This window comes from Maribacter spongiae (genome assembly GCF_047345125.1).
Taxonomy (GTDB): domain Bacteria; phylum Bacteroidota; class Bacteroidia; order Flavobacteriales; family Flavobacteriaceae; genus Maribacter.
In genome coordinates, this window is record NZ_JBLFEQ010000010.1 from 25,762 (window position 1) to 52,097 (window position 26,336).

19 protein-coding genes are annotated in these 26,336 nt (G+C 40.3%); 5 read left to right on the forward strand and 14 right to left on the reverse strand.

Annotated features, from left to right (window positions below; genetic code table 11):
- Positions 1–34: 34 nt before the first annotated feature.
- From ACKWB9_RS13180 to ACKWB9_RS13215, 8 genes are all read right to left on the reverse strand, one after another.
- Positions 35–841: an enoyl-ACP reductase FabI gene (locus ACKWB9_RS13180; RefSeq protein WP_414003485.1), complete on the reverse strand. Its 807-nt coding sequence runs from the start codon at positions 839–841 to the stop codon at positions 35–37.
- 82 nt (positions 842–923) lie between these two features.
- Positions 924–2,576, reverse strand: coding sequence for a DNA repair protein RecN (gene recN / locus ACKWB9_RS13185; RefSeq protein WP_414003486.1), 1,653 nt, complete (start codon positions 2,574–2,576; stop codon positions 924–926).
- Positions 2,577–2,630: 54 nt separating this feature from the next.
- Positions 2,631–3,518, reverse strand: coding sequence for a type IX secretion system protein PorD (gene porD / locus ACKWB9_RS13190; RefSeq protein ID WP_414003487.1), 888 nt, complete (start codon positions 3,516–3,518; stop codon positions 2,631–2,633).
- The gene (gene coaBC, locus ACKWB9_RS13195; RefSeq protein ID WP_414003488.1) at positions 3,511–4,716 is read right to left on the reverse strand and encodes a bifunctional phosphopantothenoylcysteine decarboxylase/phosphopantothenate--cysteine ligase CoaBC; all 1,206 of its coding nucleotides are present in this window, start codon (positions 4,714–4,716) and stop codon (positions 3,511–3,513) included. Before coaBC ends, porD begins: the two co-directional genes overlap by 8 nt.
- A gap of 4 nt (positions 4,717–4,720) precedes the next feature.
- Positions 4,721–5,047 carry a DNA-directed RNA polymerase subunit omega gene (locus tag ACKWB9_RS13200; protein ID WP_414003489.1) on the reverse strand — a complete coding sequence of 109 codons (327 nt, stop codon included), beginning with the start codon at positions 5,045–5,047 and terminating at the stop codon, positions 4,721–4,723.
- Positions 5,048–5,064: 17 nt separating this feature from the next.
- On the reverse strand, positions 5,065–5,898 hold the full coding sequence (locus tag ACKWB9_RS13205; RefSeq protein WP_414003490.1) for an outer membrane protein assembly factor BamD: 834 nt from the start codon (positions 5,896–5,898) through the stop codon (positions 5,065–5,067).
- A 109-nt stretch (positions 5,899–6,007) separates the two neighbouring features.
- A complete protein-coding gene (gene dapA / locus ACKWB9_RS13210; protein WP_414003491.1) occupies positions 6,008–6,898 on the reverse strand; it encodes a 4-hydroxy-tetrahydrodipicolinate synthase in 891 nt (296 codons plus the stop codon).
- A gap of 1 nt (position 6,899) precedes the next feature.
- Positions 6,900–7,433, reverse strand: a complete 534-nt coding sequence (locus ACKWB9_RS13215; RefSeq protein ID WP_414003492.1) for a DUF6913 domain-containing protein — start codon at positions 7,431–7,433, stop codon at positions 6,900–6,902.
- A gap of 45 nt (positions 7,434–7,478) precedes the next feature.
- Between ACKWB9_RS13215 and ACKWB9_RS13220 the strand changes: the two genes are divergently transcribed.
- The 3 genes from ACKWB9_RS13220 to ACKWB9_RS13230 all read left to right on the forward strand — a co-directional run bounded on the left by ACKWB9_RS13220 (position 7,479) and on the right by ACKWB9_RS13230 (position 10,097).
- Positions 7,479–8,264, forward strand: a complete 786-nt coding sequence (locus ACKWB9_RS13220; RefSeq protein WP_414003493.1) for a 5'-nucleotidase C-terminal domain-containing protein — start codon at positions 7,479–7,481, stop codon at positions 8,262–8,264.
- Complete coding sequence (locus tag ACKWB9_RS13225) at positions 8,265–9,173, forward strand: bifunctional metallophosphatase/5'-nucleotidase (RefSeq protein WP_414003494.1); 909 nt, start codon at positions 8,265–8,267, stop codon at positions 9,171–9,173.
- A 300-nt stretch (positions 9,174–9,473) separates the two neighbouring features.
- Positions 9,474–10,097, forward strand: a complete 624-nt coding sequence (locus ACKWB9_RS13230; RefSeq protein WP_414003495.1) for a hypothetical protein — start codon at positions 9,474–9,476, stop codon at positions 10,095–10,097.
- 293 nt (positions 10,098–10,390) lie between these two features.
- On the opposite strand, the gene ACKWB9_RS13235 is transcribed toward ACKWB9_RS13230, so the two are convergent.
- The 6 genes from ACKWB9_RS13235 to ACKWB9_RS13260 all read right to left on the reverse strand — a co-directional run bounded on the left by ACKWB9_RS13235 (position 10,391) and on the right by ACKWB9_RS13260 (position 25,050).
- Positions 10,391–11,536: an IS110 family RNA-guided transposase gene (locus tag ACKWB9_RS13235; RefSeq protein WP_414003496.1), complete on the reverse strand. Its 1,146-nt coding sequence runs from the start codon at positions 11,534–11,536 to the stop codon at positions 10,391–10,393.
- Positions 11,537–11,664: 128 nt separating this feature from the next.
- Positions 11,665–12,432 (reverse strand): 4'-phosphopantetheinyl transferase family protein, encoded by a 768-nt coding sequence (locus ACKWB9_RS13240; RefSeq protein WP_414003497.1) that lies wholly within the window; start codon positions 12,430–12,432, stop codon positions 11,665–11,667.
- Positions 12,419–16,414 carry a non-ribosomal peptide synthetase gene (locus ACKWB9_RS13245; protein WP_414003498.1) on the reverse strand — a complete coding sequence of 1,332 codons (3,996 nt, stop codon included), beginning with the start codon at positions 16,412–16,414 and terminating at the stop codon, positions 12,419–12,421. Before ACKWB9_RS13245 ends, ACKWB9_RS13240 begins: the two co-directional genes overlap by 14 nt.
- 120 nt (positions 16,415–16,534) lie before the next feature.
- A complete protein-coding gene (locus ACKWB9_RS13250; RefSeq protein ID WP_414003499.1) occupies positions 16,535–17,419 on the reverse strand; it encodes a cupin-like domain-containing protein in 885 nt (294 codons plus the stop codon).
- A 16-nt stretch (positions 17,420–17,435) separates the two neighbouring features.
- On the reverse strand, positions 17,436–24,062 hold the full coding sequence (locus ACKWB9_RS13255) for an amino acid adenylation domain-containing protein (protein WP_414003500.1): 6,627 nt from the start codon (positions 24,060–24,062) through the stop codon (positions 17,436–17,438).
- 136 nt (positions 24,063–24,198) lie between these two features.
- On the reverse strand, positions 24,199–25,050 hold the full coding sequence (locus tag ACKWB9_RS13260; protein ID WP_414003501.1) for a class I SAM-dependent methyltransferase: 852 nt from the start codon (positions 25,048–25,050) through the stop codon (positions 24,199–24,201).
- Positions 25,051–25,569: 519 nt separating this feature from the next.
- Between ACKWB9_RS13260 and ACKWB9_RS13265 the strand changes: the two genes are divergently transcribed.
- Positions 25,570–25,824: a type II toxin-antitoxin system Phd/YefM family antitoxin gene (locus ACKWB9_RS13265; protein ID WP_414003502.1), complete on the forward strand. Its 255-nt coding sequence runs from the start codon at positions 25,570–25,572 to the stop codon at positions 25,822–25,824.
- Position 25,825: 1 nt separating this feature from the next.
- Positions 25,826–26,083, forward strand: coding sequence for a Txe/YoeB family addiction module toxin (locus ACKWB9_RS13270; RefSeq protein ID WP_414003503.1), 258 nt, complete (start codon positions 25,826–25,828; stop codon positions 26,081–26,083).
- The last annotated feature ends 253 nt before the right edge of the window (positions 26,084–26,336 follow it).

Below are 26,336 nucleotides of genomic sequence, written 5' to 3' on the forward strand. Positions count from 1 at the left end.
AAGCCAAAAAATAGTTGGAAAACCTTTCTTTTCCCTAAAACTTATCAATCACCTCCTGGCTTACCCCTGTATTGGAAAAGCCTCCGTCATGAAACAGGTTTTGCATGGTCACTTTTCGGGTCAGATCGGAAAACAAGGTCAAGGTATAATCGGCACAGTCCTGAGCGGTGGCGTTCCCTAAGGGCGACATTTTTTCCGCATAACTGATAAAACCGTCAAAGCCCTTAATTCCCTGTCCGGCCGTGGTAGCCGTCGGGGACTGGGAAATAGTATTTACCCGTACCTTTTTTTCCTTGCCGAAAAAGTAACCAAAACTTCGTGCCACGGACTCTAAATATGCTTTGTTGTCCGCCATATCATTATAATCCGGGAAAGTACGCTGGGCGGCCATATAGGTCAGGGCCACGATACTCCCCCACTCGCTCATGGCGTCCGCTTTAAACAACGCTTGCATTACCTTATGAAAGGAAAGTGCGGAAACATCCCAACCCTTGGTCGTAAAGTCGTAATTTTCATCGGTATAGGCCCTTCCTTTACGGACATTTACGCTCATCCCGATTGAGTGAAGGACAAAATCTATTTTACCCCCAAGAATTTCCATGGACTTGGTCACCAGGTTTTCCAAATCTTCCTGATCGGTAGCATCCGCCGGAATAATCTCTGAACCGGTTTTCTCCGCCAATGTCTTTATCTGTCCCATTCGCATGGCTATAGGAGCATTGGTCAACACAAACGTACCTCCCTCATCATGCACGCTTTGCGCTGTCTTCCAGGCAATTGAATTTTCATCCAATGCACCAAATATAATTCCCCTTTTACCTTTCAATAGATTATAAGCCATAATAGGTCGTTCTTTGTATTTAAAATGAAGGCAAAGATATTTAAAATATGTTAAAACGCTTATGTGATTATTGTTTTGGGCATTAATTCAATAACTGTTTGGCATGGGCCAAAGCGGAATCGGATATTTCCTTACCACCCAACATCTGGGCCAATTCAACTACACGCTCATCACCTACAAGTTGCTTCATATCGGTTTTTGTAATCTCCGCCTCTTCGGATTTGTACACTTTATAATGTTGATTTCCCTGTGAGGCTACCTGGGGTAAATGGGTAATGGAGAAAACCTGCATGGTCTTGCTCATTTCACGCATGATAACGGCCATCCTATTGGATATCTCACCAGAAACCCCGGTGTCTATCTCATCGAACATTATTGTTGGCAGTTTTTCGTATTTGGCCATTAAAGATTTAATGGTCAACATAATACGGGACAGCTCCCCGCCCGAAGCTACTTTTTTCAACAGACCGTGCTCGCTTCCCTTGTTCGCCGAGAACAAAAATGAAAGGTCGTCCATTCCATTTTGTTTAAAAGTTTCGCTATCGGTCAATGCTATCAAAAAGGAAGCGTTGGGCATTCCCAATTGGGAAAGGTCTTTTTCCAGTTGTTTTTTTAAGTCGGGGATTGCCCCGTTCCTTTCGTTCCGCAAAGTAGCGGAAAGTTTTTTTAGCTGTATTTTTAATTCCGTTACCTCTTTGTGTTTGGATTGGATCTTCTCTTCCAAATCGGCCGTTTCGCTTACCTTTTCCGAAAGTGTAGACCGGATTTGGATCAATTCCGATATTTCCCCGACCCCATGTTTTTTTTGAAGGTTATATAGCAATTGCAGTTTGGTATTCACATCCTCCAAAAGTGCCGGATTTGTTTCAATGCCTTCCTGAAGTGCCTGAAGCTCCCCGTTAACATCGTCCAATTCTATGGCTATGGATTGAATTCGGGAATTCAGGTCTGCATATTTGGAATGAAACCCGGATAGTTTGGACAGGGTCTGTTTTAGTTCCGAAACCAGGTTCAATACTCCAATTTGCTCATCATTGAGCAGTTGATTTCCTTTGGAGAGTTGTTCCGTAATCAATTCCACATTATTCAATTGCTCGTACTGCTCCTCAAGCATCTCTAAAATACCTTCTTCCAACGGGGCCGCCTCCAATTCGTTCAATAAGAATGTATTGTAATCCTGTTCTTTATTTGCCTGATCTTGAAAGTCCGTTAATCTTTGAAGCTCTTTTTCAGCATGGTGATATGTCTTTAGCGTATTTGAATATGCTTCTAAAGTTTTTTTGTTATCGGCCAGGGCATCGATCAACTTTAATTGAAAATCATTTTCGGTCAACCGCAAGGTTTGATGTTGCGAATGAATATCGATAAGCCTATCGCCCAATTGTGAAAGTACATCCAAAGTAACGGGAGTATCGTTTATAAAGGCCCTGGATTTTCCACTGGGAAGTATTTCCCGTCTTATAACGGTCGTCTCCTCGTAATCCAGATCATTTTGTTCAAAAAAAGTGACCAAACCATACTGTGCTATATCGAAATCCGCTTCAATAATACATTTATGGTTTTTATCCCGTAGTGAAGATAAATCGGCCCGTTTGCCAAGGATCAGGGAGAGTCCGCCCAACAAAATTGATTTACCCGCACCTGTTTCTCCGGTAATCACCGTAAATCCATGCTCAAAACCTACGTTCAAGCTATCGATCAGGGCATAATTGGATATGGAAAGATTGGATAACACAATTCAGGATTTAAAGATTCCAAAGGTAACCTATATTCTGAATTGAAAAAAGGGTCAATATTTAATATCGTTCCAGGTACTGGAATACAGTGGTGCTATTTTGTTCAGGGTCTCCTTTAGTTTTACGATATCCACCTTGGGGCCATCTGAAAATATATTTCGGATTTCCTCGGATTTGGCATCAAAAAAAGTCTGGATCAAAAAGGCGTTCGGTCGCCTGTTTATCATGGTCTCAAAAAGCCTCATGGTACCGGTCACTACCTGTTTTCCCGTACTGTTATTATCGCTCATGATATCCATACCCTTTCTATGATAATTATACATGGCTACACGATATTCTTTATAGGTATTGGACAACAGGTTGTCTACCAACTCAAACCTGCTCCGGTCTGTAGACTGGCTCCAGCCCGCAGTATTACTCCCCTGGGCCTGGGTAACAATATTCTGTGCCTTTCTGAACAGGTCCGTTCCACCTTCCAATGCAAAAGTATCGGCATCCAACCCAAGAATAATATAGGAATAATAAGCAACGACCCCGATCAAATTGGATTCAAAGACATTTTCGTTAAAAACCAAAGGTTGAAATTCTATATACTGAAAATTGAATTGATTGTCCTTGTAATTAAAAACAGGGCTTTCATAAGAAGTATTATAAACCGGTCTTGAGGACTGAATCTGGATATTCGCCTTAAACCTATCGGATTCATATTCCGTTACCGTAATGAACATTTGGGCATTGACCCTTTCATTTTCCTTATAAATTCTATTGGTCCATTTTGTCTTGTTGACAAAATCGCCCAACGAACGCTCCAATGTCTTGAAAATTTGCTGGTTGGTCTGCGATACCTGATCTGAATTTATGGTTATGGTACAGTTTAATTCCTGTGCCGTTACCACAACGTTTAAAAGACAAAAAATAAATAAAAGCAAAAGTTTACGCATAGCGTCTTTTGATAATTTCATTAAGAATATCCCGCGCAACAGCGGCCTTGGTCTTCAATTCAAACGTAGTTATTCCAGAATTGGTATCTATAAAGGTGATTTTGTTGGTTTGACTGCCAAATCCCGCACCTTTATCGTTTAGGGAATTCAGGACAATGGCGTCCAGGTTTTTCCGTTTGAGTTTGCCCTTGGCGTTTTCCAGTTCATTTTCCGTTTCCAAGGCAAATCCGACCAAATATTGATTTTTTTTGAGCTCACCCAACGAAAAAAGAATATCCTTGTTTTTTACCAAGGCTATATTAAGATCGGCATCGGATTTCTTGATTTTTTGATCGGCTATTGATTTAGGCCGATAATCCGCAACGGCGGCGGCACAGATTACAATATCCGCATCGGCGTACCGTTGGTGTACCTCTTCGTACATTTCATCGGCGGACATCACCCGTTTCAGGTGAATATTTTTCTCTTGGGTATCCAGGTGTGTCGGGCCTGAAACCAAAAATACTTCTGCACCCAATTGGGCCGAAACTTTGGCCAGTTCAAAACCCATAAGCCCGGAGGAATGATTGCCGATAAAGCGAACGGGGTCTATAGCTTCATAGGTAGGGCCGGCCGTAATCAAGACTTTCTTTCCTTTTAAAGGGAGGTCTCTTTCTAAATAGTCCGTAAGAAAATCTACTATAACTTCGGGTTCCGCCATTCTACCCTCTCCGTGCAATCCACTGGCCAGTTCCCCGGAAGCTGCCGGAATCATTATATTTCCAAAAGATTTGAGCTTTTTAAAGGATGCTGCCGTACCGGGATGTTTGTACATATCCAAATCCATGGCCGGCGCAAAGAAAACAGGGCACTTTGCGGAAAGATAGGTGGCCAACAGAAGGTTATCGCAAGCACCGTTGGACATTTTGGACAATGTATTCGCCGTAGCCGGCGCAATGATCATGATATCCGCCCAAAGTCCCAATTTTACATGATTGTTCCAGTCCGTGGTATTTATTTCTTGCTGTACAAAATCCGAAACAACGGGGTTTTTGGATAAAGTAGCAAGTGTAAGGGGTGAAACAAAAGAACTGGCACTATCGGTAAGTATGATCTTAACGTTAGCACCAGCTTTAATCAATAATCTTGTCAGAAATGTTGTTTTGTAGGCAGCAATACCTCCTGTTATGCCTAAGAGGATGTTTTTACCGCCCAACATACATTTATGCGTCTTTTTCCGTGTTTCTGTGGTATATCTTATCCATTAACCACTCTTCAACCGCCAGGGCGTGTGGTTTGGGAAGTTTTTCGTAAAACTTGGAAACCTCTATTTGTTCCTTGTTCTCAAAGACCTCTTCCAAACTATCACTATAGGTGGCAAACTCTTCCAGTTTTTCCAACAATTCCTTTTTTATTTCAGAATTGATCTGGACGGCCCGTTTTGCAGCTATTGAAATTGCTTCGTAGATATTATCGGTCTTTTGATCAAACTCGTTTCTATTAACGGTTACCGTAGAAACGGCGGCCCTGGAGTTTTTTAAATCGTTCATATTCATAATCGCAATTATTATTTAGATTCTGTAGCGTATTGTTGTAATTCCTTTTCTATTTTTTTGATCAAGTAAGTAGCACCTTTTTCAAACTTTGTTTCGGGGTATTGCTTTTTTAAAACGGCATAGGCCGATTTTGCTTCCAATAGGCGCTCTTTTTTTAGATATTCCACACTGTTCATGGCCAAATTGGTCATGGCCTTCATTTTATAATAAAATGCTTCTTCCCTATAAATAGAGCCGGGGTAATCGGATATAAAATTATCCACGGCAGCAAGAGCGGATTTAGAATAGTCCAAAAGATAAAACTCTCCCAGTTTGGCAAATTGTTGGGCAATCTCTATTTGTTTCTTTTCTTTTTTTGTTGTCAGGTCCTTGGCCATCGCATTGGCTTCCGCAAAATATTCGGATTCCGAATGGGCATTGATAAAGTTCTGTAGTTTCAATAAGGCCTTGTCCGTATCTGACTGATCCAGAGAATAGATAGGAGATAGTTTATAGTAGCTTTTAGCACCAAGAAACGAAGCCTCCGCCAACTTTTCACTTTTGGGATAAGATCTTATAAAGCGTTCAAACTGATAGCCCGCCATATTGTAATCTTTCCGTTGAAAATAGGTGTCGGCCAAAAAGAACATGACCCGCTCCCCTTGGGGCTTTCCAATATATTTTGGGGCAATTTGTTCAAACAACCGATTGGATCGTTTAAAATCCCCCTCATTGTAATATTTTTGGGCCGCATCATATTTGGCCTTGACATCCTCATTTTTAAGGACTTTTTGGTATTCGCTACAAGAATGTAACGAAACGATCAACATCAGAAAGAAAAAAGTTCGGCTTGTTCTAAAAAACATTTTGCAAAATTAATGATAATCAACGGATTTAAAAAACATTTTCGATATATCAAAAATAGTTTCAATCTGCCATAAAAATCAGAATTTAGCGAAGATTTAACGTATGGTCTTAAGCAGGTATTCTGGCTATATCTTTCATAAATGCCCCAATACGTTCCTTAAGATCTGTACTTGCGGCCACCAAAGGAAGTCTCACGGTCGCCTTGGCCAGCCCAAGGTGTTCAAAAACAGCTTTTATCCCCGCAGGGTTGCCTTCCTCAAAAATGAGGCGCATTCCCTCCTGTAACAGATAATGGTAATGATACGCTTTTTGCGCATCGCCCTGTAATCCATGGTCGACCATTCTTGAGAATTCTACGGGCAATCCCTGTCCAATGACCGAAATAACACCATCACCTCCGGCCAGTATCGTAGGCAATGCCGTAATATCATCCCCCGAAAGCACTTTAAAATCATTAGGTTTTTTTGCAATGATTTCCATAATTTGGACCAAATTGCCCGAAGCTTCTTTTATCGCAACAATATTTGAAAAATCATTGGCCAAACGAAGTACGGTGTCTGGCAACATATTGCTGCCCGTTCTGCCGGGTACGTTGTACAGTACAATGGGCAAGGGAGAAGCTGCTGAAATTGCCCTGAAATGTTGGTATATTCCCTCTTGGGTCGGTTTGTTATAGTATGGCGATACGGATAAAACAGCGCTAAAAGACGATAGGTCCATGGAGCGAAGTTCCTCTGTAACCTCCCTTGTATCGTTACCTCCAACGCCCAGGACCAATGGTAACCTTCCAGCGTTCACCTTAATTGTCGTAGCCACGGCCACGGCCTTTTCTTCTTTGGAAAGTGTTACGGATTCCGCCGTTGTTCCCATAACGACCAGATAATCGATACCGCCATCTATACAATGTTCCACTATGCGGGCAAGGGCATCCCTATCCACCTCGCCATCTTCCATAAAAGGCGTTATCAATGCAACACCTGTTCCCCTTAACTCTTCCATATCATATTTCTTTAAATACCTCTAAATACTTTTTTAATTCACTCTTAAAGGTTATAAAATCCGTAATGGGCGTATCCAATATCAAATCATTGAACTCCTGTCCTACATCTTTAAAACCAACTTTTATTCTGGCCTTTGTCTGCACGGACATCAAGTTTGGAAGTAAATTATCCTCATTGTAATAATTGATCAAAAGATCATATTCCCTACTTAAAAATTCCAAGGCATAACTATTTTCTATCGTTCCGTTCCATCCCAAATCCTTATCGGAAAAAATCGGGGTGGCATAGGGTGAGTTTTTATCATAATAGCTTTTATACCCGATTATTTTAACGGCATTGGGCCTTAAGGAAAACTCATCCAAAAACTGATAAAAAACATCGGCATTTTGAAATTTGTCCAAATCAACAATACAACCCAAAGAACTTATTCCCTTGTTTCTATTCGTTAAAGGCTCCGGTTTCCCAAGAGCTTCCTTAATGAATTTTCGTCCGGATTTCTGTTTGAACTTGTCTTTAATTCCTTTTAAAAACATGTATTTTTACATTTATACAAATGTAAATAATATCCGTTCAACTCTATGGCGAAGTTAACACTGTTTAGGGTTTTGAAAATAAAACATTTTGTTATATTTATAACATTTACCTTTTTAATTTCCTGTGGCAATCGTACTCCAAAACTTTCTGAAGTAGTTTCCGAACAAATTGAAATCAACACCTCCTACCCTGCCGTAGATTCCATTGAACAGTTTATTCTTCCTTATCAAGATCGGATAAATAATATATTGGACAGTACCTTGGCCTATGCACCGTACAGGATTTCAAAAGAGGATGGACCCTATAATACTACGGCGGGCAATCTCATGGCAGATATATTGTTATCCGAAGCCGGGCCAGTATTTAAAAAAAGGACCGGAAAGAACATTGATTTTGTTTTAATGAACCACGGTGGTATCCGTTCCGTAATATCAAAAGGGCATGTATCGGCAAGAACGGCCTATGAGGTCATGCCTTTTGAAAATTCCATTACTGTTGTGTCGTTTTCGGGAGCATCTGTAAGGAAACTGGTAAATTATGTCATCTGGTCCAAAAAGGCACATCCCATAGCGGGGATTCAAATTGTCTTAAGGTCGGACGGCAGTTTGGATCATATAAATATTCAAGGAAAGCCTTTGGACATGAACCGATATTATAATGTGGCCACTTCCGATTATTTAGTTTCTGGCGGGGATGATATGGTTTTCTTTAAGGATGCCAGGAAGATCTTTGCACTGGACTATAAGGTTAGAAATGCGATGATAGACCATTTTAAAAAAGTGGATACGCTTTTGCCCAAAATTGATAATCGGTATTACAGATTAAACTAAATGAATAGGCGAAAGTTCATTAAAAATGCATCCGCTTCCGCTACGTTTGCGGGAATAGGGGGATCGATACTGAATGCATGTGATCCGGGGGCAAGAAAGCATATCACCATTTTACATACCAATGATATGCATAGCCATATTGATGCCTTTTCCGAAGGCCATGCATCGTTTCCCGGCTTGGGAGGGTTGTCCAGAAGGGCCGGGTTGATACGGCACATACGAAAAGAGAATGCCCATACTCTATTGCTGGATGCCGGCGATATTTTTCAGGGCACCCCTTATTTCAATTTTTATGGCGGAGAACTGGAATTTAAACTTATGAGTATGCTCCATTATGATGCCGTCACTATCGGGAACCATGATTTTGATAATGGGGTCGATGGGCTTTTGGCACAACTGCCCCATGCCAAATTCGATTTTATCATCGGAAACTATGATTTTGGCAATACGGTCTTGGACGGGTTTACAACACCTTACAAAACATACTTTAAAGATGGCATTAAAATTGGCGTTTACGGGTTGGGGATACAATTGCAGGGATTGGTTACCCCCAAATTATATAAGGAGACCCAATATTTGGATCCTTATGAAATTGCTACGGATCTGGAACAAAAACTTAAAGAGGAGGAACAATGTCATTTGATCGTTTGCCTTTCCCACCTGGGTTACAGTTATCCAAATGAAAACCGGGCGGATGATCTGACACTCGCCAAAAAAACCCGACATACGGATCTCATCATAGGTGGCCATACCCATACTTTTTTAGAACGGCCAACGATAGTTACCAATGCTTTGGACCGAGAAGTTTTGGTAAATCAGGTAGGATGTTTCGGTATTAATTTGGGCAGGGTGGATTTCTATTTTGATACCGATAGCAAAAAGGGTGAGGGAATTTCCATCAAAATATAAACGGTGCTGTGGTAATCAAATTAATTAAGGCCAAAAATACAGTTATAAGGTCAGTCCTAACTATCTACCTTATGAGAAAATGGAAAATGGCATTGGTTTTTAAGAAGGTGATTTCGTTTTTTTAGATTTCTCATTGCCCATACTTCGCAATATCGATATGACAAAAGACACAGTGTTAAAAACTTTCTTACAAATCCAGTGAGAACGGTTTTAAACTAATTCCAGAATCAACGAACTTCGTTATCGGCAGCTATAAACAATTAAAACAGATTTATAGCTAAATCGTTGTAAGTAATTTTGATGAAAGAACTTGAAGAGTCAATTGAGAAAACATTAGAGACTTCCGACCTATCAAATATTAATATAGATTTGGCGGAATTGACTCTTGATGCCATATTGGAAGATGGAATTGCTAAGGATTTACCAATTGTAGGTTCAATAGTCGGTATATCAAAATTCGGGATAAAAGTCAAGGAACAAATATTTTTAAAAAAGGTTCTAAAATTTTTAACCAAATTAAATAAAACTACACCTGAGGAAAGAAGTGAATTTATAAACAGAATTGAACAAACAGAAAAGTATAACAAAAAGGTCGGACTTGCCATAATACTGATACTTGATAAACTTGAAGACCTTGAAAAGCCAGAAATAATTGGAAAATTATTAACTGCCAATATCAAAGAAGAAATTGATTACGAAACTTTTCTAAGAATATCTTATATGGTTCAAAAGGTCTTCTTACCTGATTTAAAATTTCTTCAAGATATTAAGGACGGAAAAGAAGTTTATTATCATAAACAAGATGAACTGTATTTGTCAGGATTAATGATTACAGAAGATACTGGAGGAGCTCGTTTTGACGGAAGAAATATTTACAAAATAAGTCCATATGGCGAGATACTATTAAATATCATAAAAAGTTAAAAAACTACTTACAACAATGTGTCCTATGAAAAGCCCTAGTCCAGTTCTCTAAAGTTAATCAATATTTTCTTTTTTTGCTTAAACCACCTTTTTTCTTTTAATATAACTTGCTCCGCATCCTATGTGGGATACATCTTTTTTTAGGGTTCACCGGCATCTGTATGATCATAAGTTATAATAGGCCCGGCCACTTGCCATAAATTTGTAATCCTCGATGGCTATCGGGGTCACCCACGTTGTTTTGTGGTACAGGTCCTATCTACTGTTTCGTGAGCTTTGTTATTTAATTACTTTTATTCGATTATACCTATCGTATAGGGTGTCTCGGTCTTTATAACCGCCAATGTCCTACTTAGCGGCTTTCTCGCTACTTTGATGATGGTACTCATTGTGTTCTTGCCCTGATGTTCACGGTAATACGCCTGCATGACCGGATCTGCCCGTATCGCCTGCCAGGCGGCCTCCACGAAATACGATCGGATCAAACGGTGGGCCCGCATGCTCATGCCCGTGGTCTTGTAATTGCCGCCACTTTGGTGCACCCCGGGGGCAAGGCCCACATAGCCCGCCAAATGCTTTATGTTGTTGAAACGACGAAGATCGCCCGGTTCGCAGAGTATGCCACAGGCCACTATGCCCCGGATACCCGGGATACTGCGGAGCAACATATAGTCTTTCTTGTAGTTCACCTTGCAATAGCGTCTGAGTCGGGTCGAGACATCCCTGAGCTCTTGGTCCACGAAACGGAAGGAACGCATCCCGCTCTCCAAGGTGGCCTTGGCCGTGGGGTATCGGAACACCGTATCGTCCAACCATTTCCGGTACCTATGGCTCCAATGGTCGTTGTCGAACCCCTCGGGCTCCTTGATCCCGAAGTACAACAGCTGCATCTTGATATAGCTCTCGATCCTTCTAAAATCCTTTACCAGGTCGTTCCTACGCCTGAAAAGACTACGAAGTTCCTCTCTATGGACATCGGGAACATGGATGCCATCCGATCGACCGTCCCTTAACTCCCTACTGATCAGCTGTGCATCTATCCTATCGGTCTTCCTATGGCGCTCCTTCCCCTTGCGGTGGATATCCGCTGGGTTAACTACCAGACTTCGCCGGCCATAGCCCTCGAAACAACGGTGCGCATGATAGCCGCAACAACCGGCCTCGTAGGCCGTGGCAACTTCATAGTCCGGGAAATGTTTTGAAACATAGGTTCGCAATCGTTCCGGATCAGGGGACATGCTGAAGGACTTGCCCGTGAAAAGGTCCGTAACGCAATGCACCTTCCAGCTCCGCTTGTGAATGTCGATACCAATGTATAGCTTTGGATAAGCGGTAATTCGAGGTTCCATATCTTTTCTGATTTTCGTGAATTCTAAAGATACTCGACTTACTGCTTTTTCATAGATGCTATAAAAAATTGCTGGTAAGGGCTTACTCACGAAAATTCCGCTGGAATTTTCTATCTGTGATTATTTACTAACTTTAAGGCTTAAACACGCAACGAAATCATACACTTTACCGATAACGAAACCCTTACTTTCCCTTAAACCGGTAGCTTTTCCATTTTTTAAGAATATTGCAAAATAGACGGTATTTTGTAACATGGTATATTCCTTAGGTCAACATCATGGTCCGTAGTCGCCAAGGCACCCATATATTGATCATCAAAATCGAAGCTTTTTACCTGTAATTTATGGATCGCTCCCAACAAGGAAGGTTTTCTTGAATGAAGCCCATCCATTGAGGGAATTTCTTTAAAAGTATCATCAATACCTTTTCCCGTCGCTTTGACAATAGCCTCTTTTCGGGTCCAAAAAGTATAAAAAATCCGTAAAGGATTTTTGGATTTAAGTAATTCATCTATTTCGGTTTCACTGAATATTTGGGGAAGAACCTGCGAGTAGTCATAGGCGCTATCAATCCTTTCCACATCTACACCCATAGCCCTGTCGCCTAGGGCTATCAAGGCGCGATCACCGGAATGGGAAAGATTAAAAAACATAGCGGGATCGGACGCTAAATAAGGTTTTTTATTGCCATCATTTTGAATAAAGATGTCTTCAGTCATTAAACCAGTTTGCTTTGCCAATAAAAACTTGAGCGCCGAACGGCAAATTATAAATCTATCAACATCTTTTTTATAATGATAACGCCGTGCACGAAGAACCTCGTCCGGTTGAAGAAAACGGATCAAAAGATCAACTTCATCTTCAAAATCCGATAATTCGATTTTAAAAAGTTTCAATCCCGAACGTTTCCAATCCAATTCCGAATAGTCATAAAAAACGATCTTGGATTTGGCACACAATACCTGTGATCGATTATTCCGAGTCATTGTTATCTAATGTATCTTGTAATAGCTTTGCAAAATCCTCAACGTTTGGAGAAATAAACATATCGTTATGATTGCCGGGTACCTTATGCTTTCTAATCCCTTTGGTAGCAAGGCCTTTCCATCCTAAAAACTTAAAGTCATGGGCAAAATACACGTTTTCAGATGCTCGGAACATGTCCACTATTATATCCTGTGGTTCAATAGTATACCGGAAGAATGCCAAACTATGCATTTCGTCAATATTCGTGGAACGATTGAATTGCATTTTAATCTGTTTTTCCTTCCCATATCTAAATTTCAAATACAATCCATTAAATGCAAGTTTTAATAGCCTTACTCTTCTATTGAAATTTTTCTTATTGCTGAACATATTTAAAAAGACAAATGTCAGTTGGCCTAGTTTATATAGCCCGTACATCATCTTTTTCTTGGAAGGTTCGGGATAGTAATAATTGGGATAAACATAACTATCCAATAAGGCAAGTATCTTTACTTTTTTACCCTTGGCCTTTAATTGCTTGTACATTTCAAAGGCAATGATACCTCCAAATGAAAAACCTGCCAGTGAATAGGGACCATTAGGATATACCGTAGTAATTTCCGATATAAAATTAGCGGCCATTGTTTCGACCGTATCGTCAGGTTCGTCGGTACCATCAATACCTTTTGCCTGCAACCCGTAAACAGGTTGATCAACGTCAAGACATTGTGCCAGCTTTTCAAAGACCAAAACATTATAGTTGGCCCCATGCACTATAAAAAGCGGGGGCTTACTACCTTTTGGTTTCATTGGAACAAGGGACTTCCAAGTGGATGATGGATTATCTTCATCTAGTATTGATGCCAGTTCTTTAATGGTAGGATATTCCAATAAAGCGGACAATGGCAATCTCTTATTTGTTTCTTTTTCCAGTAGCGACATCACCCTGACCGCCACCATGGAATGGCCCCCAAGTTCAAAAAAGTTACTGTTCGTATCAATGTCGCCCACATTAAGACACTGTTTCCATATTGCCGCTACAAGTTTTTCATTCTTGGTATTGGGTACGGTAGTACCTGAATATTTTTCTTTGTTCAGTGTTTTGGAAGACAACGCCTTACGGTTTATCTTTCCATTAAGTGTAGTAGGAAATTCTTCTATGACGTTGTACTCCCGGGGTACCATATGATCGGGAAGTTGCTCTTGTAACGTATTTTTCCAATCCTTGAAGTCGTACTGGGGTAAAACTCCATTTTTATCAAGAACGACATGGGCAACAAGGCTGTTGTTCTTTACTAAAACAACCGCACTTTGTATTTCTTCTATGGTATTTAATATTTCTTCAATTTCTTCCAGTTCCACCCGATGCCCCCTTATTTTCACTTGTTGGTCCTTACGGCCCAAACATTGAACGTCACCGGCAGGAAGCAATTTTCCCAAGTCACCTGTCAGGTATAGGGTTTTATGAATCCCTGAACTGAAAGTATCGGGTAAAAACTTACTTGCTGTTAAATCTGGCCTTTTCCAGTAACCATTGGCCACGCCATCCCCACCAATTGCTATTTCCCCTATTGTTCCAGGTGCCACAGGGAGTCCCAGCTCGTTTAAAATATAGATTTGCGTGTTTGCAATGGGATGACCAATTGTTATTAATTCATCGTCAACCGTTATTTTTTTTACCGCGGACCAAATGGTCGTTTCTGTTGGGCCGTACATATTCCAGAGTTCGTCTGCCCTCTCCAGTATTTTTTTGGCCAAATTTATTGGCAATGCCTCCCCTCCGGATAATGCTTTAATCGGTAAATGTTCTTCCCATCCGGCATCCAACAACATTTGCCAAGTGGTTGGTGTGGCCTGTAACATGGTAATGGTTTTATTTTGCAATACCTCCAGTAGTAAACGGGTATCTTTGGCGGTTTCATCATTGGTCAATACCAGTGTAGCTCCCTTTAATAAGGGTAAAAACAATTCTAGACCGGCAATATCAAATGAAATCGTAGTAATGGACAATAACCTGTCGGTTTCCCTTATACCTGGTTCCTGGGCCATACTATAAAGGAAATTGACCAAATTTTTATGGGTAACGGGTACGCCTTTTGGTTTTCCGGTAGATCCAGAGGTATATAACAGGTAGGCTAAAGAGTCATTATCCATAGTTATACTCGGGGCAACAGTGGGATACCTGTCAATTCCGGAAAACAAATCCTTCTGAAGCAATATTTTAGAACCGGTATTTACCTTAGCCAGTATCGCCTCGTTGGTTATAAAAAAGGCTGCCCCAGAGTCTTCCAGCATATAATCCAGTCTTTTAACGGGATAACCGGGATCTAAGGGAAGATACGCGGCACCGCATTGCATAATCGCCATTAAGGTAATTACCAGCTTTTCGGAATGTGGCAGGGATACGGCCACAAAATCACCTGGGCATACTCCTTGTTCAATAAGTTGATGTGCTATACCATTCACCTGTTTTTGGAGGTTTTCATAGGAAATCCGGGTTTCGTTGAATTCAATGGCAAGTTTTTCCGGAGTTTTTCGTGCCTGCTCGGTAAGCAGTCGATTCAAAGGGAAGACAGGATAGGGAACTTGGGTATCATTCAATTTTTGATAAGGAGAATCATCGGCCTTAATAATACTGCCAATGGTACTATCTGGCTTTTGTACAATTCTCATCAATATTTCCACAAAAATACCCATCATCCTTTCTATGGTAGATGGTTTAAAAAGGGAGGAGTTATAAGACCATTCCAAAAGCAGTGCATCCTGCGTTCCGCTAACATTTAAAAAAAGTTCAAAAGCTTCAAATTCCCTTGGATTGGTTTTTAGTTCAAAGGATAATTCCGCAAAAGATATCCGGTCCGTCATTCCCATATCTATATTAAACATCACGGGAACAAGTGGTACACGGGAAGCGTCCCTGACAATCGATAATTTTTGTAACAATTGACCAAAACTCAGGGATTGATGTTCATAGGCATCAAAGAGGTCGGATTTTCGTTGTTTAAGATATTCGTTAAAAGTAGTTGCGACCGAAAGTTTGGTGCGTAAAGGCAATAGGTTAACGCAATGGCCTATTAATTGAGTTTTTCCGGTAAATGATTGATTAGAAGATGGTAACCCTAAAACCAAATCATCTTGGCCCGTTTGCTGATATAAAAAAACCTCAAAAGCCGATATTAAAGTGGTCACTAAACTGCAACCTGCCTTAACACCTACTTTTTTTAAAGAAGCAAGCAATTCGCTATTCAATAAAAAATCTTGTCGATTGCTTTTGAATGTCCGTAGTCGGGGCCTTGGAAAATCCGTGGGCAATGTTACTTGTGGTATGGAATCCGAATATTGCTGAAGCCAAAACTGTTCTATTTTGCCATAATCGGCACTCTGGACGAATTCTTGCTGGTCATCCGCATATTCCGAAAAGCTTTCCGGTTTTGGGAGCTTAGGGGGCCGATTATGAACATGACTGGAATATAAGCTGCCCAGTTCTTCCAAAATAATACCGGTGGACCAACCATCGCAGATAATGTGATGCACGGTAAGCACCAAATGGTGTTCGGCAGCCTTAGTTTTGATGATACCAACTTTAAGGAGGGGTCCCTTAACAAGATCAAACACATGCCGGGCCTCTTCCGAAAGATAATTCTTGAGAGCGATTTCTTTTTCGGTACCATTAAATTGTGAAAAATCCCGATAATCGGGTACGAGCCTCAAATCCTTAAAAACACTCATAAAACGCCCATCTGTACTAAACACGGATCGAAGGGATTCGTGTCGCTGTGTCAAAACGGTGATGGCATTTTCCAAGGCAGGTTTTTTAAGGTCGCCTTTTAATATAAGGGTAACAGATTCATTATATGCCCTGTTAGCATTTTCCCCTCCAATTTTACAGCCAATCCAAATTTCTGCCTGAGACTGAGTAACATGAACTATTTTTTCAAGTACCGGTCCGGCAAAAGGGTTGAATTTATTTTCACCTTTCGAAATAGTGGTTTGGTTGATCATTTTTCCGATATATTCTTATTTAAGAAAATTAAAGCAGGGGCAGAATATTAAGAGACCGTTTTAAAATATGCCGATTATTGTTTTTCATGCTATTGTAGTGCTTTTCCTTAACCACTAATTTTAAACCTTGGCCTTTACGATTTTAAATGCACCCCCTATTACAGAAAGATACACGTCTACCATTTTCGCAATTAAGGAATTCCGTTTAGAAACTTTTGCCTTGACCTCCTTTTGAAACCTTCCCCAATTGGAGGCGTTCAAGGAATCAAGGGCAACAGAAATGGTCATATTCAGCGAACGCGCAGTATGCCACCACCCATTAGGGATAAAAAGTGTTTCCCCAGGTCCCACCGTAAAGGTAATGGGGGTGAGATTAGTGGATAGCGGATATTTAACTGAATCTATATTCTTAATGTCCGGTATTTCCGAAACCCATGAATTGTTTTCTTTAGGATAAACATAGGGTGTTTGTTCAGGCGGAATTACGGTAAATTCCTTAATCCCATAAAGCTGTGTTATAAAAGCATGAAATCCCATATAATCATAATGTACATATGGAAATTGTCCACCGGGACTTCCCAAGAAAACCTCATGGGTATCAACATGTCTTACAAATGGTTTGATCATATTACTATGGGTCCAATCCGGCAGGGCAAATTGAAATCTGGGCAATATATCAGGAATTAGTTCAGGATAGTCTTTGTCAATTTGAAGTTTGCAGGGGTATGGTGCCGGATTTTCAATAGTGGATGTTTTCATTAAGTCGATATACTCCTCAAGTTTGAATCGTTGGCCCTCGACCACAACATCTCGAGAACCATACTCATTTTTAAAAAACTCCGGTGTGAACTTATCTTTTGCCGCCCAATCCTTACAGGCATCCCCTATCACTACAGGCTGACAGGCGAAAAGGTGTTTCTTCGCAAACTCTTTGTAAGTCATGCCATATTTTTTCTCCACAACGTAAGAACCATTATTAACCAATTCAATAACTTTAGTTGCCATTTATTTGCTTTTATGTTTATATATCGATTTTTACGTACTCACCTTCTTTTTTAGCATCCGCAACAAACCAAGCGGGATTCCCATTCTCGTCCATACCAAGCCTGGCGCCATTAACCGGCGGTTTATTAAGTACTTCCGTAGAAGATTTTTTGCTTTCGGGGACTGTTTCCTCAATACATTCGGACTTAAAAATACCTGCCTCGATGAGTTCTTCGATACTGGAAACGCATGCAGTTTTAATTAGGGCTATATCTTCTTCAACATAAGCACTGGTTATAAAACACGGAAAACCGTCCCAAATATGAATCCCTTTATCCCTCATCAAAACAAAAAACAATTCCGAATAGGGTATTTCCTCTAAGAACTTTAGCCGCCATAATGAACCAAAATACATTATCTTCATTGGTAATTTATGCTTTGCAAACTCGGTGTTTAGGGCATTAGCCAATTGTTGGGTAATGTCATTAAGACCATTTTGAAGAGCTTCACCCTTTTCTTTCATGTATTGTAATGATGCTTTTGAGGCAGCAAGGGCCAATGGGTGGCGTACAAATGTACCTGCAAAATAAGTTACCCCTACCTCCGGATAGGAGTTGTCCCCATATTGCCAAAATCCACCATCAAGTGCATCCATATATTTACGGTCACCCAGAATAGCACCAATAGGCAGGCCACCACCGATTACCTTTCCATAGGTAGCCAAATCCGCTTTAATACCGAACATGGCTTGTATACCACCAGGATGCATACGAAATCCGGTAATTACTTCATCAAAAATCAGTACCGTATCCGATGCCTTTGTTATCCCACGAACTTCTTTAAGGAAATCTATGGGCTGAAATTCAGGTCTGCGACTTTGCACAGGTTCTACGAGAACAGCCGCCAATTCATGTGCCCGTTCCCGAATTATCCTTAGGCTTTCCTCGGTCCCGTATTCCAATACCAGTATATTTTGTAAAGATTCCGATAAAATACCGGCCGAAGCTGGGAAAGTTTTTAAATTTTTAGATCCCCGCACAAGTGCCTCATCATTTATTCCATGATACGATCCTGAAAATACGACAATTAAAGAGCGACCCGTAACTGTTCTAGAAATCCGCATTGCGCCTAATACGGCTTCTGAACCCGTATTACAAAGTGCCGCACGTTCATGTCCGGTAAATTCACAAAGTAGTTCACATACCTCCCCTGCCAACGGGTGTTGGGGCCCCACCTCAAATCCATTGTCTACCTGTTGATGAATCACCTCTTTTAAAAAGTTTGGCTGATGACCAAATAAACAAGAACCAAATCCATTTAAAGCATCTATATACTCATTACCATCCAAGTCCCAAAGACGGTTCCCTGAAGATTTCCCAATAACGATCGGATATACGAGTTCTTTCGTTAAAGGTTTAAACCCAGAGACTACCCTGGGATCCGCCATATGGGCGCGATGCTTTTGGGAATAGGATTTGCTACCAGCCGTTTTCCTGTTATAACGATCGATAAGGTCATTCAAAAAAAATTGTTGTTGGGTATTTAATCCCTGAGATTTTCGTTCAATTCGGGGAGATGCGCCAAAAGGTTTTTTATGTTCTTTCTTTTCATCTTCCGATAAATTCACCGCTAAGGGATTAATAGGTGTAACCAAATTATCTTTAGGTTCTACAGGAGCTTTTGGAGCAATTCCGTTGCCTTGTAATAAATCTATTTGTTTGCCCAAAAGCTGAAGTTGCTGTGCTATGAGACCTAAGGCCGTATTTTGATCGCCTTGCGCCGCAAAACCGGCATTAGATATTATCGTTGGGGATTCCGTAGTGTCAGAAGCCACATTGGATACTAATGGTTCGACCGGAATAGCGGTCGGCTTTGGCGCATATTGTTCCGAGGGTAGGTTTTGGTCCAGGTACTCGGCCAATAAGTTTGGTGAGCCCAGTTCATCATTGAGTTGACGAAAGGTTATGGGAAGGTCGAATTCATTTTTACAGGTAATCGCCATTTGTGTTAGAACAAGCGAATCAAGGCCAAGTTCCAAAAAGTTTTGGTCATATTCCGTAGCACCCAATTCTATTCCCGAAGTATTCAAAATTACTTCTGAAATTTTTAAAAGGATATTGTTTTTTCTCATAAATTTTACGGTATGGGCTGTTTTTGGTTTGATTGATCCGTTTTCTTTGGGAAAACCATGAACGATCTTATTTGTAGTTGCTTCTTCCAAAGCTAGGGGTTCTACCCAGCAGGGCTTGCGGTCAAACACATATGAAGGCAACGAAACTTTCTGTCTTGACTGGCCTTTATAGAACGATTTCCAATCTACCCCTACGCCATTTATCCATAACTGACCTACTGCAGATAGTAAAGTATGATAAGAACTTTCGTCTTTTTTTGGAATGGACAAACTGGGTATGGAAATCAGAGGGTTTTCTCCTTTTTTTTGATGCGATAAAGTAGTTAATGCACGACCGGGACCTACTTCCAATACTACCGGGTTTTCCAATTCCATGACCGTTTCCATGGCATCCGAAAAGCGAACAGTTTCCCTAAGGTGGTCTGTCCAATAATCCGGGTCGGTCGCCTCATCATCTTTAAGCCATGTTCCCGTTACCGTAGACACGATAGGCAAGCGAGGTATGTTTAAAGTTACCGCTTTTACTTCTCTTTTAAAAACTTCTAAAATAGGATCCATCATCGCCGAATGAAATGCGTGACTTGTAGATAAAAGCATATTCGGAATACCTTCGGCCTTTAAGGCTTTTACAAAACTTTCAATATCCTTATCAGGGCCGGATACTACACATAATCTGTCTGAATTTATAGCGGCAATTGAGAGGGTATCGGGAAGTAAATCGGTTAAAATGTCCGCAGTTGCCCGCACAGACAACATACTGCCCGTAGGCAACTCACTAACGAGTTGTCCTCGTATGGCAATTAAGCGTAATGCATCCGGTAAAGTAAAAATACCGGACAAATGGGCCGCAACAAACTCTCCAATACTGTGGCCACATAATAAAGTAGGCCGTACTCCCCAACTTATCCAAAGTTGAGAAAGGGCATATTCAACAACAAATAAAGCAGGCTGTGTAAATCGAGTATCCTTTAACCTATTTTCGGAATCGGTCGAATTGGTCTCGGGATAAATTATTTGTCGAATATCTAATTTTAATTCTTCTTTTAACAGTTTGGCACAATAGTCAACAGCTTCTTTAAATACCTCTTCTTGTTCATAGAGTTCCCTGCCCATTTGCAGGTATTGGGAACCCTGACCGGGAAAAAGAAATGCCAATTCACCGGGCACTTCCTTTAAGTTATTGGTCTTGACAGCTTTATTTTCCTTGGATAACAGGCTTGTAGCAACATCCCCTGTTTTGCCCACCAATGCAAAACTTCTGTGGTTAAAAATATCCCTAGTTGTATGCAATGCGTACGCAACGTCCGCCAACTGCTCGTTAGAGGAGGATTTCAAATAATTACCTAATGCTATTTGGTAACCTTCCTGGCTATTTTGAGTTTTGGAAGACCATGAGAGTAGTTGAACCGGCCTACCTAATGAAGAAGGTAATTGTTTTGTCTTATATTCCCCTACAATAACATGTACATTGGTTCCACCAACGCCAAAAGAGCTGATTCCCGCTCTTCTAGGACCATTGGAATTCCAATCGCTCAAAGTATGGTTTACGAAAAAGGGGCTATTTTCAAAATCAATAGCCGGATTAGGTTGCTTAAAACCTAGAGAAGCAGGTATCTTACCGTGCTTCATGGCCAATACGGTTTTAATCAATCCGGCAACACCAGCTGCAGCCGTAAGGTGCCCCATATTACTTTTAATGGATCCGAGCGCACAATAACCATTGGAAGATTGTTCACCAAAAGCCATGTGAAGCCCTTCTATCTCAATCGGATCTCCTAAGGGGGTCGCGGTACCATGGGCTTCTATATAGCTGATATCCTTTGGATCAGTCCGTGCATCTTTCAGCGCACTATTGATTGCCCCTGCCTGCCCTTCAACACTTGGAGCTGTAAAGCTTCCTTTGTTACCGCCATCATTATTGATGCCAATCCCCTTGATAATGCCATGGATGGTATCACCATCTTTTTTTGCGTCCGCTAAGCTTTTTAACAACACCACACCTGCACCATCACTAAAAACGGTTCCCTTGCCTTCTGCATCAAAAGAACGGCAATGACCATCTGGGCTTAGCATAGACCCTTCCTGGTAAAGGTGACCGCTATTCATAGGTGAAGTGATACTGACACCTCCGGCCAAAGCCACATCACACTGCCCATTTCTGATTGCCTCTGTAGCTTCGGCAATTGCGAGAAGTGAAGTAGAGCAAGCGGAATGAACACTAACGGCAGGCCCTTTAAGGTTCAAATGATACGCCGTACGCGAAGCAATGTAGTCTTTTTCATTGACCGTATTTGCTTGAAAATGCCCTACAGTATCGAGTATTTTTTTATTCGGGAGTACATTGTTTTTATAATAAGTATTCGTTCCGGTACCTGCATAGACACCTATGCTACCGGTATAGTGCCTTGGTAAATAACCCGATTGTTCCAAAGCCTCCCAAGCTATTTCTAAAAATAACCGCTGTTGCGGATCCATTGCCTCGGCCAGTTTTGGATTAAGTCCAAAAAAGTGGGCATCAAACTCTTTGGCAGAAGGGACAACACCACGAGCTTTTACATAAAGTGGGTCGTTTCGCAATGCTTCTGGAATCGTTTTATCGAGTTCTTCGGGTGTAAAAAAGGATATTACCTCCTTTCCGTTTTTAAGAACCTCCCATAACTCATCTATAGTCAATGCTCCGGGAAATCTCCCCGCCATCCCAATAATGGCGATATCTCCCGATAATCTTTTTTTTGCCCGTTTTGATGGAACAGTAATAGAAGACGTTTTTCTATCTTTCTCCAGATACTCTGAAATTGCCGAAGTGGTCGGATATTGATAAATTTTAATCGTCGGAACCTCCAGATCAAGGCGTTCCCTCATTAAGGCAGAAACTTTTTGGGACAAAAGGGAGTTCCCTCCCATTTCAAAAAAATTGTCATCAATACCGATATCAGGTATCCTTAACAGTTCACTCCATATTTTTACAATTCCTTTTTCAAGGGGTGTACGCGGTTTTTTGAAAAGTGGAGCAGAACCCGGCCTATTATATTCAGGGGGAGGTAGTGCCTTTTTATCTATTTTTCCGCTAGATGTTTTGGGGAAATCCTCGACCCGGATATAAAATGCCGGCAGCATATAATCGGGAATTAAGGTTGCAAGCTGTTGACGAAAATCGACCGTATCCCAAGGTTGGGAATTTGACTGAAAATATGCAATCAACTGGGTTTGCCCCGCAATATGATTACTTGCAAGGACCACGGCCTGCTGAATACCAGGCAATGTATTGAGCGCAAGTTCTACTTCCGCAAGTTCTATTCTATGACCTCTAATTTTTACCTGGTCATCTTGCCGGCCCAGAAACTCAATATTGCCATCCGGTAAATACCGGGCAATATCACCCGTGCGATATACACGAATATGATTATTTTCAGGGGTTTCCATGAAAATAAACTTTTCATCCGTTAACTTTTCATTGTTTAAATAACCTTCCGCTAAACAATCCCCGGCAATACAAAGTTCCCCAGACTCACCTGTAGGCACTAGTTGTTGCTCCCGATCAAGTATAAAAATTGATGTATTGGCAATCGGTTTTCCAATTGTTGGCAAAACCGGCCAATTAACCGGATCACCTTCTAATCGCAACTCACTTACTACGTGACATTCCGTAGGTCCATATTGATTATACAATACACAATCACTTATTTCCGAAAAAAACCTGCTTATCTGCGAGGTAATTTTGAGTTGTTCGCCCGCTGTCATAATTTCCTGAAGACAAGATGGGAAACGCATTGTACTTATAGCCGTTTCGGCCAAGGCTTGGAGCGCTACAAACGGAAGGAACAACCTGTTTATGGATTTATCTTCTATAAAGTTCAAAAGTGCAGCCATATCCAACCTTAAGGTATCATTTATCAAGACAAGAGTCCCCCCAATACTTAGGGTAGACATAATCTCCTGAAACGACACATCAAAGCTCAGTGGCGCAAATTGCAAAGTGCGCGTACCCCTGGTGGCACTTGAATTTTTGTTCTGCCAGTTAATTAAGTTAACAGCTGCTTTTTGCCCCATACATACACCCTTAGGTTCGCCGGTAGAGCCTGAAGTATATAGAATATAAGCTGGATTATCCGAATTTAGATCCAATGGCTTGGATTTGGAAGGAACCTCGTCATCATGACCGGGCAATAATTGAAGTCCCAACTGTAAAACCGATGCTTCATCGGCTTTTGTAGAAAAGCAAAAAGAAACGTTGGAATTGTCGATAATTCCTTGTAGACGACTTTGGGGATATCCTAAATCTATGGGGAGATATGCCTTCCCCGCTTTCAAAATCGCCAATAGCATTATCACCTGATCGACACTCCTGGAGGTAGGAATACCAATTATTTTTTCATCGGCGGCATGTTCCATAACCGCATGATGTAACTTAGCTACCGCTTCCTCAATATATTGGTATGTGAATTCAGTGGTTTCTGAAATTACACAGATTTCATTAGGACACGATCTCACAGTCTGCTCAAAAAGCAAGTAAACGCTATTAAGCTTATTCATTCCCTTTTAATTATACCTATGGATCAAGGTTTAAGAAACTAATTTAATAAAGGGAGGCAAGAATGATCAAAATTATCGATGAACGATAGTTTTAGATGGCTTAAGCATAAAATGTATAGTTTTCGGAATCAAAAATTTAATTTTTTGCACCGATAAAATTCATAAAACAAATGTTGCCTTCGAGTGTTTTTTTTGAAGAATGCCAAAATTCAAAACCTGAATTTTTAAATAGTTTTGGGTAATTATGAGAAAAAGAACGTTCAGTGCCATATACCTGGGAATGAGGATTTTTAACAAAATCATGATTGATTCCGTTCGGCTCGATGGCGACGAATATAATCTTTCCCAAACTGTTCAATCTTATTAGAAAATCCTGTAATTTCTGCTCCGTAAAGTACTCCAACACGCCCATAAAGGTTAAAAAAATGGTATTTCCTTGACCATGCTTATCAACCCAATCAAAAGCATCCGAGGTTACAAACTCAAGTTTAGGATTCTTCTTGTAATACCTTGTATTGTTATTGGTTTGAACTTCACTTAAATCTATGCCAATGAATTTATCCAATCCGTGAAATTTTGTACTTAAATAATCCAGAACCCGTCCATTTCCCGTGCCAATTTCTACAAGGGTATGGTAGCCTTCATTTTGTTTTGATAGTTCTTCTCCCAATAAATCAAAAATAAAATCACAAAAAGGTAAATTGATATGTTCTAACCGCTTATTGTTCGCATCAAAAAAATCAGCTCCTTTATTCGCCCAATAATTCTCATGAAATTCCGCCAATTCCTTAAAATTGCCTTTTTTCTCTGTTTTTTTGAGTATTGCCCTACGCATCAATCGTTCCTTTACGGATAGATCATTTTTCATAACCAGGGTCATTCCCTTTTTTGATAATTCCCTTGCTTTATGTGGTTGAAGAAATACAAGTAAGTTCCCCAAGGTATTTGAGAGAATGTTAATTATTATGGTTCTGATTTTATTCTTCATAGAAATAAATTAAGCTTTTAGGATCGAAAGATGGGTTTACAGGTATTTGTGTTTCAAAACATAAAGAAGCTAGAGAACAACCCTTTATGTACGGTGTACCCAACAAAGATAAAATTAGAAATGGAAACCGTTCCATTTATTCCGAAAACAAGAAGAGGTTTTATATAAACCGTTCCGGTGGCCATGTCAAAGTCCAAAGAAAAGACATAGCTTCCCTGCTATTATTCGGAACTCGAAAAATGGGCCAAGGAACCGGGGATGGGCATTGCGTTCCGGAAACGGGAAACGCCAAGCGAAAGTCATGACCTTTACCGAAAGAACTGTTAAAAGCTTTCTTACAAATCAAATGAGAATGATTTGAAGTTGATTTTAGAATCAACGAACTTCGTTATCGGCAGCTATAAACAATTAAAACAGGTTTATAGCTAAATCGTTGGCAGTACTAAAAAAATTCACTTTCATAAAATTTTGAAAAACAATTAAATGTACATATATTTGTACTTATTATAACACACTATTATGTTAACTACAAGTGCATCGGATTTTAGAAAGGATATCAAATATTACTTAGATAAAGTTGTGCGAAATTTTGAAACTTTGATTATCAATCGAGGGAAAGATACTGGAGTTGTAGTAATGTCGTTGAGTGAGTATAACTCATTAATGGCAACAAATCACGAATTATCTTCAAAGAAAAACGAATTAAGATTAGATTCAGCGATAGAAAAGCTAAAAAAAGGAGATTCCTTTACCAAAGATTTAACCCAAGATTAAAATGAAATATATTTTCGTAGATGAATCTTGGGAAGATTATCTATATTGGCAAAAGACAGATAAAAAGAAAGTTAAAAAAATCAACGAACTACTAAAGGATATAGCAAGAAATCCTTTTGACGGAATCGGAAAACCTGAACCGTTAAAACATAAATACTCCGGATTTTGGTCGAGAAGAATTGACAGTGAACATCGACTGATTTATAAATATAATGAAGGAGAAATTTTAATTGCTAAATGCAGATTTCATTACGATTGATAAAATTACTACTGCCAACGGTTATATGAGACCGATAATGAAACACTTACTTTCCCTTAAACCGGTAACTTTTCCATTTTTTAAGAATATTGTAAAATAGACGGTATTTTGTAACATGGTACATTCCTTAAATCAATAGCATGGTCCGTAAACGCTAAGGCACCCATATATTGATCATCAAAATCGAAACTTTTTACCTGTAATTTTGTCCTCGAATTAGTTGACTTTTACAGAAATGACAAAAATTTTATGT

Coding starts and splice junctions, on each gene's coding strand:
- ACKWB9_RS13245 (WP_414003498.1), bottom strand. CDS start 16,414: ATGATCAACCAAACCACTATTTCGAAAGGTGAAAATAAATTCAACCCT.
- ACKWB9_RS13270 (WP_414003503.1), top strand. CDS start 25,826: ATGAAATATATTTTCGTAGATGAATCTTGGGAAGATTATCTATATTGG.
- coaBC (WP_414003488.1), bottom strand. CDS start 4,716: ATGTTGGGCGGTAAAAACATCCTCTTAGGCATAACAGGAGGTATTGCT.
- ACKWB9_RS13230 (WP_414003495.1), top strand. CDS start 9,474: ATGAAAGAACTTGAAGAGTCAATTGAGAAAACATTAGAGACTTCCGAC.
- ACKWB9_RS13200 (WP_414003489.1), bottom strand. CDS start 5,047: ATGAACGATTTAAAAAACTCCAGGGCCGCCGTTTCTACGGTAACCGTT.
- porD (WP_414003487.1), bottom strand. CDS start 3,518: ATGCGTAAACTTTTGCTTTTATTTATTTTTTGTCTTTTAAACGTTGTG.
- ACKWB9_RS13225 (WP_414003494.1), top strand. CDS start 8,265: ATGAATAGGCGAAAGTTCATTAAAAATGCATCCGCTTCCGCTACGTTT.
- ACKWB9_RS13260 (WP_414003501.1), bottom strand. CDS start 25,050: ATGAAGAATAAAATCAGAACCATAATAATTAACATTCTCTCAAATACC.
- ACKWB9_RS13240 (WP_414003497.1), bottom strand. CDS start 12,432: ATGACTCGGAATAATCGATCACAGGTATTGTGTGCCAAATCCAAGATC.
- ACKWB9_RS13220 (WP_414003493.1), top strand. CDS start 7,479: ATGGCGAAGTTAACACTGTTTAGGGTTTTGAAAATAAAACATTTTGTT.
- ACKWB9_RS13250 (WP_414003499.1), bottom strand. CDS start 17,419: ATGGCAACTAAAGTTATTGAATTGGTTAATAATGGTTCTTACGTTGTG.
- ACKWB9_RS13215 (WP_414003492.1), bottom strand. CDS start 7,433: ATGTTTTTAAAAGGAATTAAAGACAAGTTCAAACAGAAATCCGGACGA.
- ACKWB9_RS13265 (WP_414003502.1), top strand. CDS start 25,570: ATGTTAACTACAAGTGCATCGGATTTTAGAAAGGATATCAAATATTAC.
- dapA (WP_414003491.1), bottom strand. CDS start 6,898: ATGGAAGAGTTAAGGGGAACAGGTGTTGCATTGATAACGCCTTTTATG.
- ACKWB9_RS13180 (WP_414003485.1), bottom strand. CDS start 841: ATGGCTTATAATCTATTGAAAGGTAAAAGGGGAATTATATTTGGTGCA.
- ACKWB9_RS13255 (WP_414003500.1), bottom strand. CDS start 24,062: ATGAATAAGCTTAATAGCGTTTACTTGCTTTTTGAGCAGACTGTGAGA.
- ACKWB9_RS13205 (WP_414003490.1), bottom strand. CDS start 5,898: ATGTTTTTTAGAACAAGCCGAACTTTTTTCTTTCTGATGTTGATCGTT.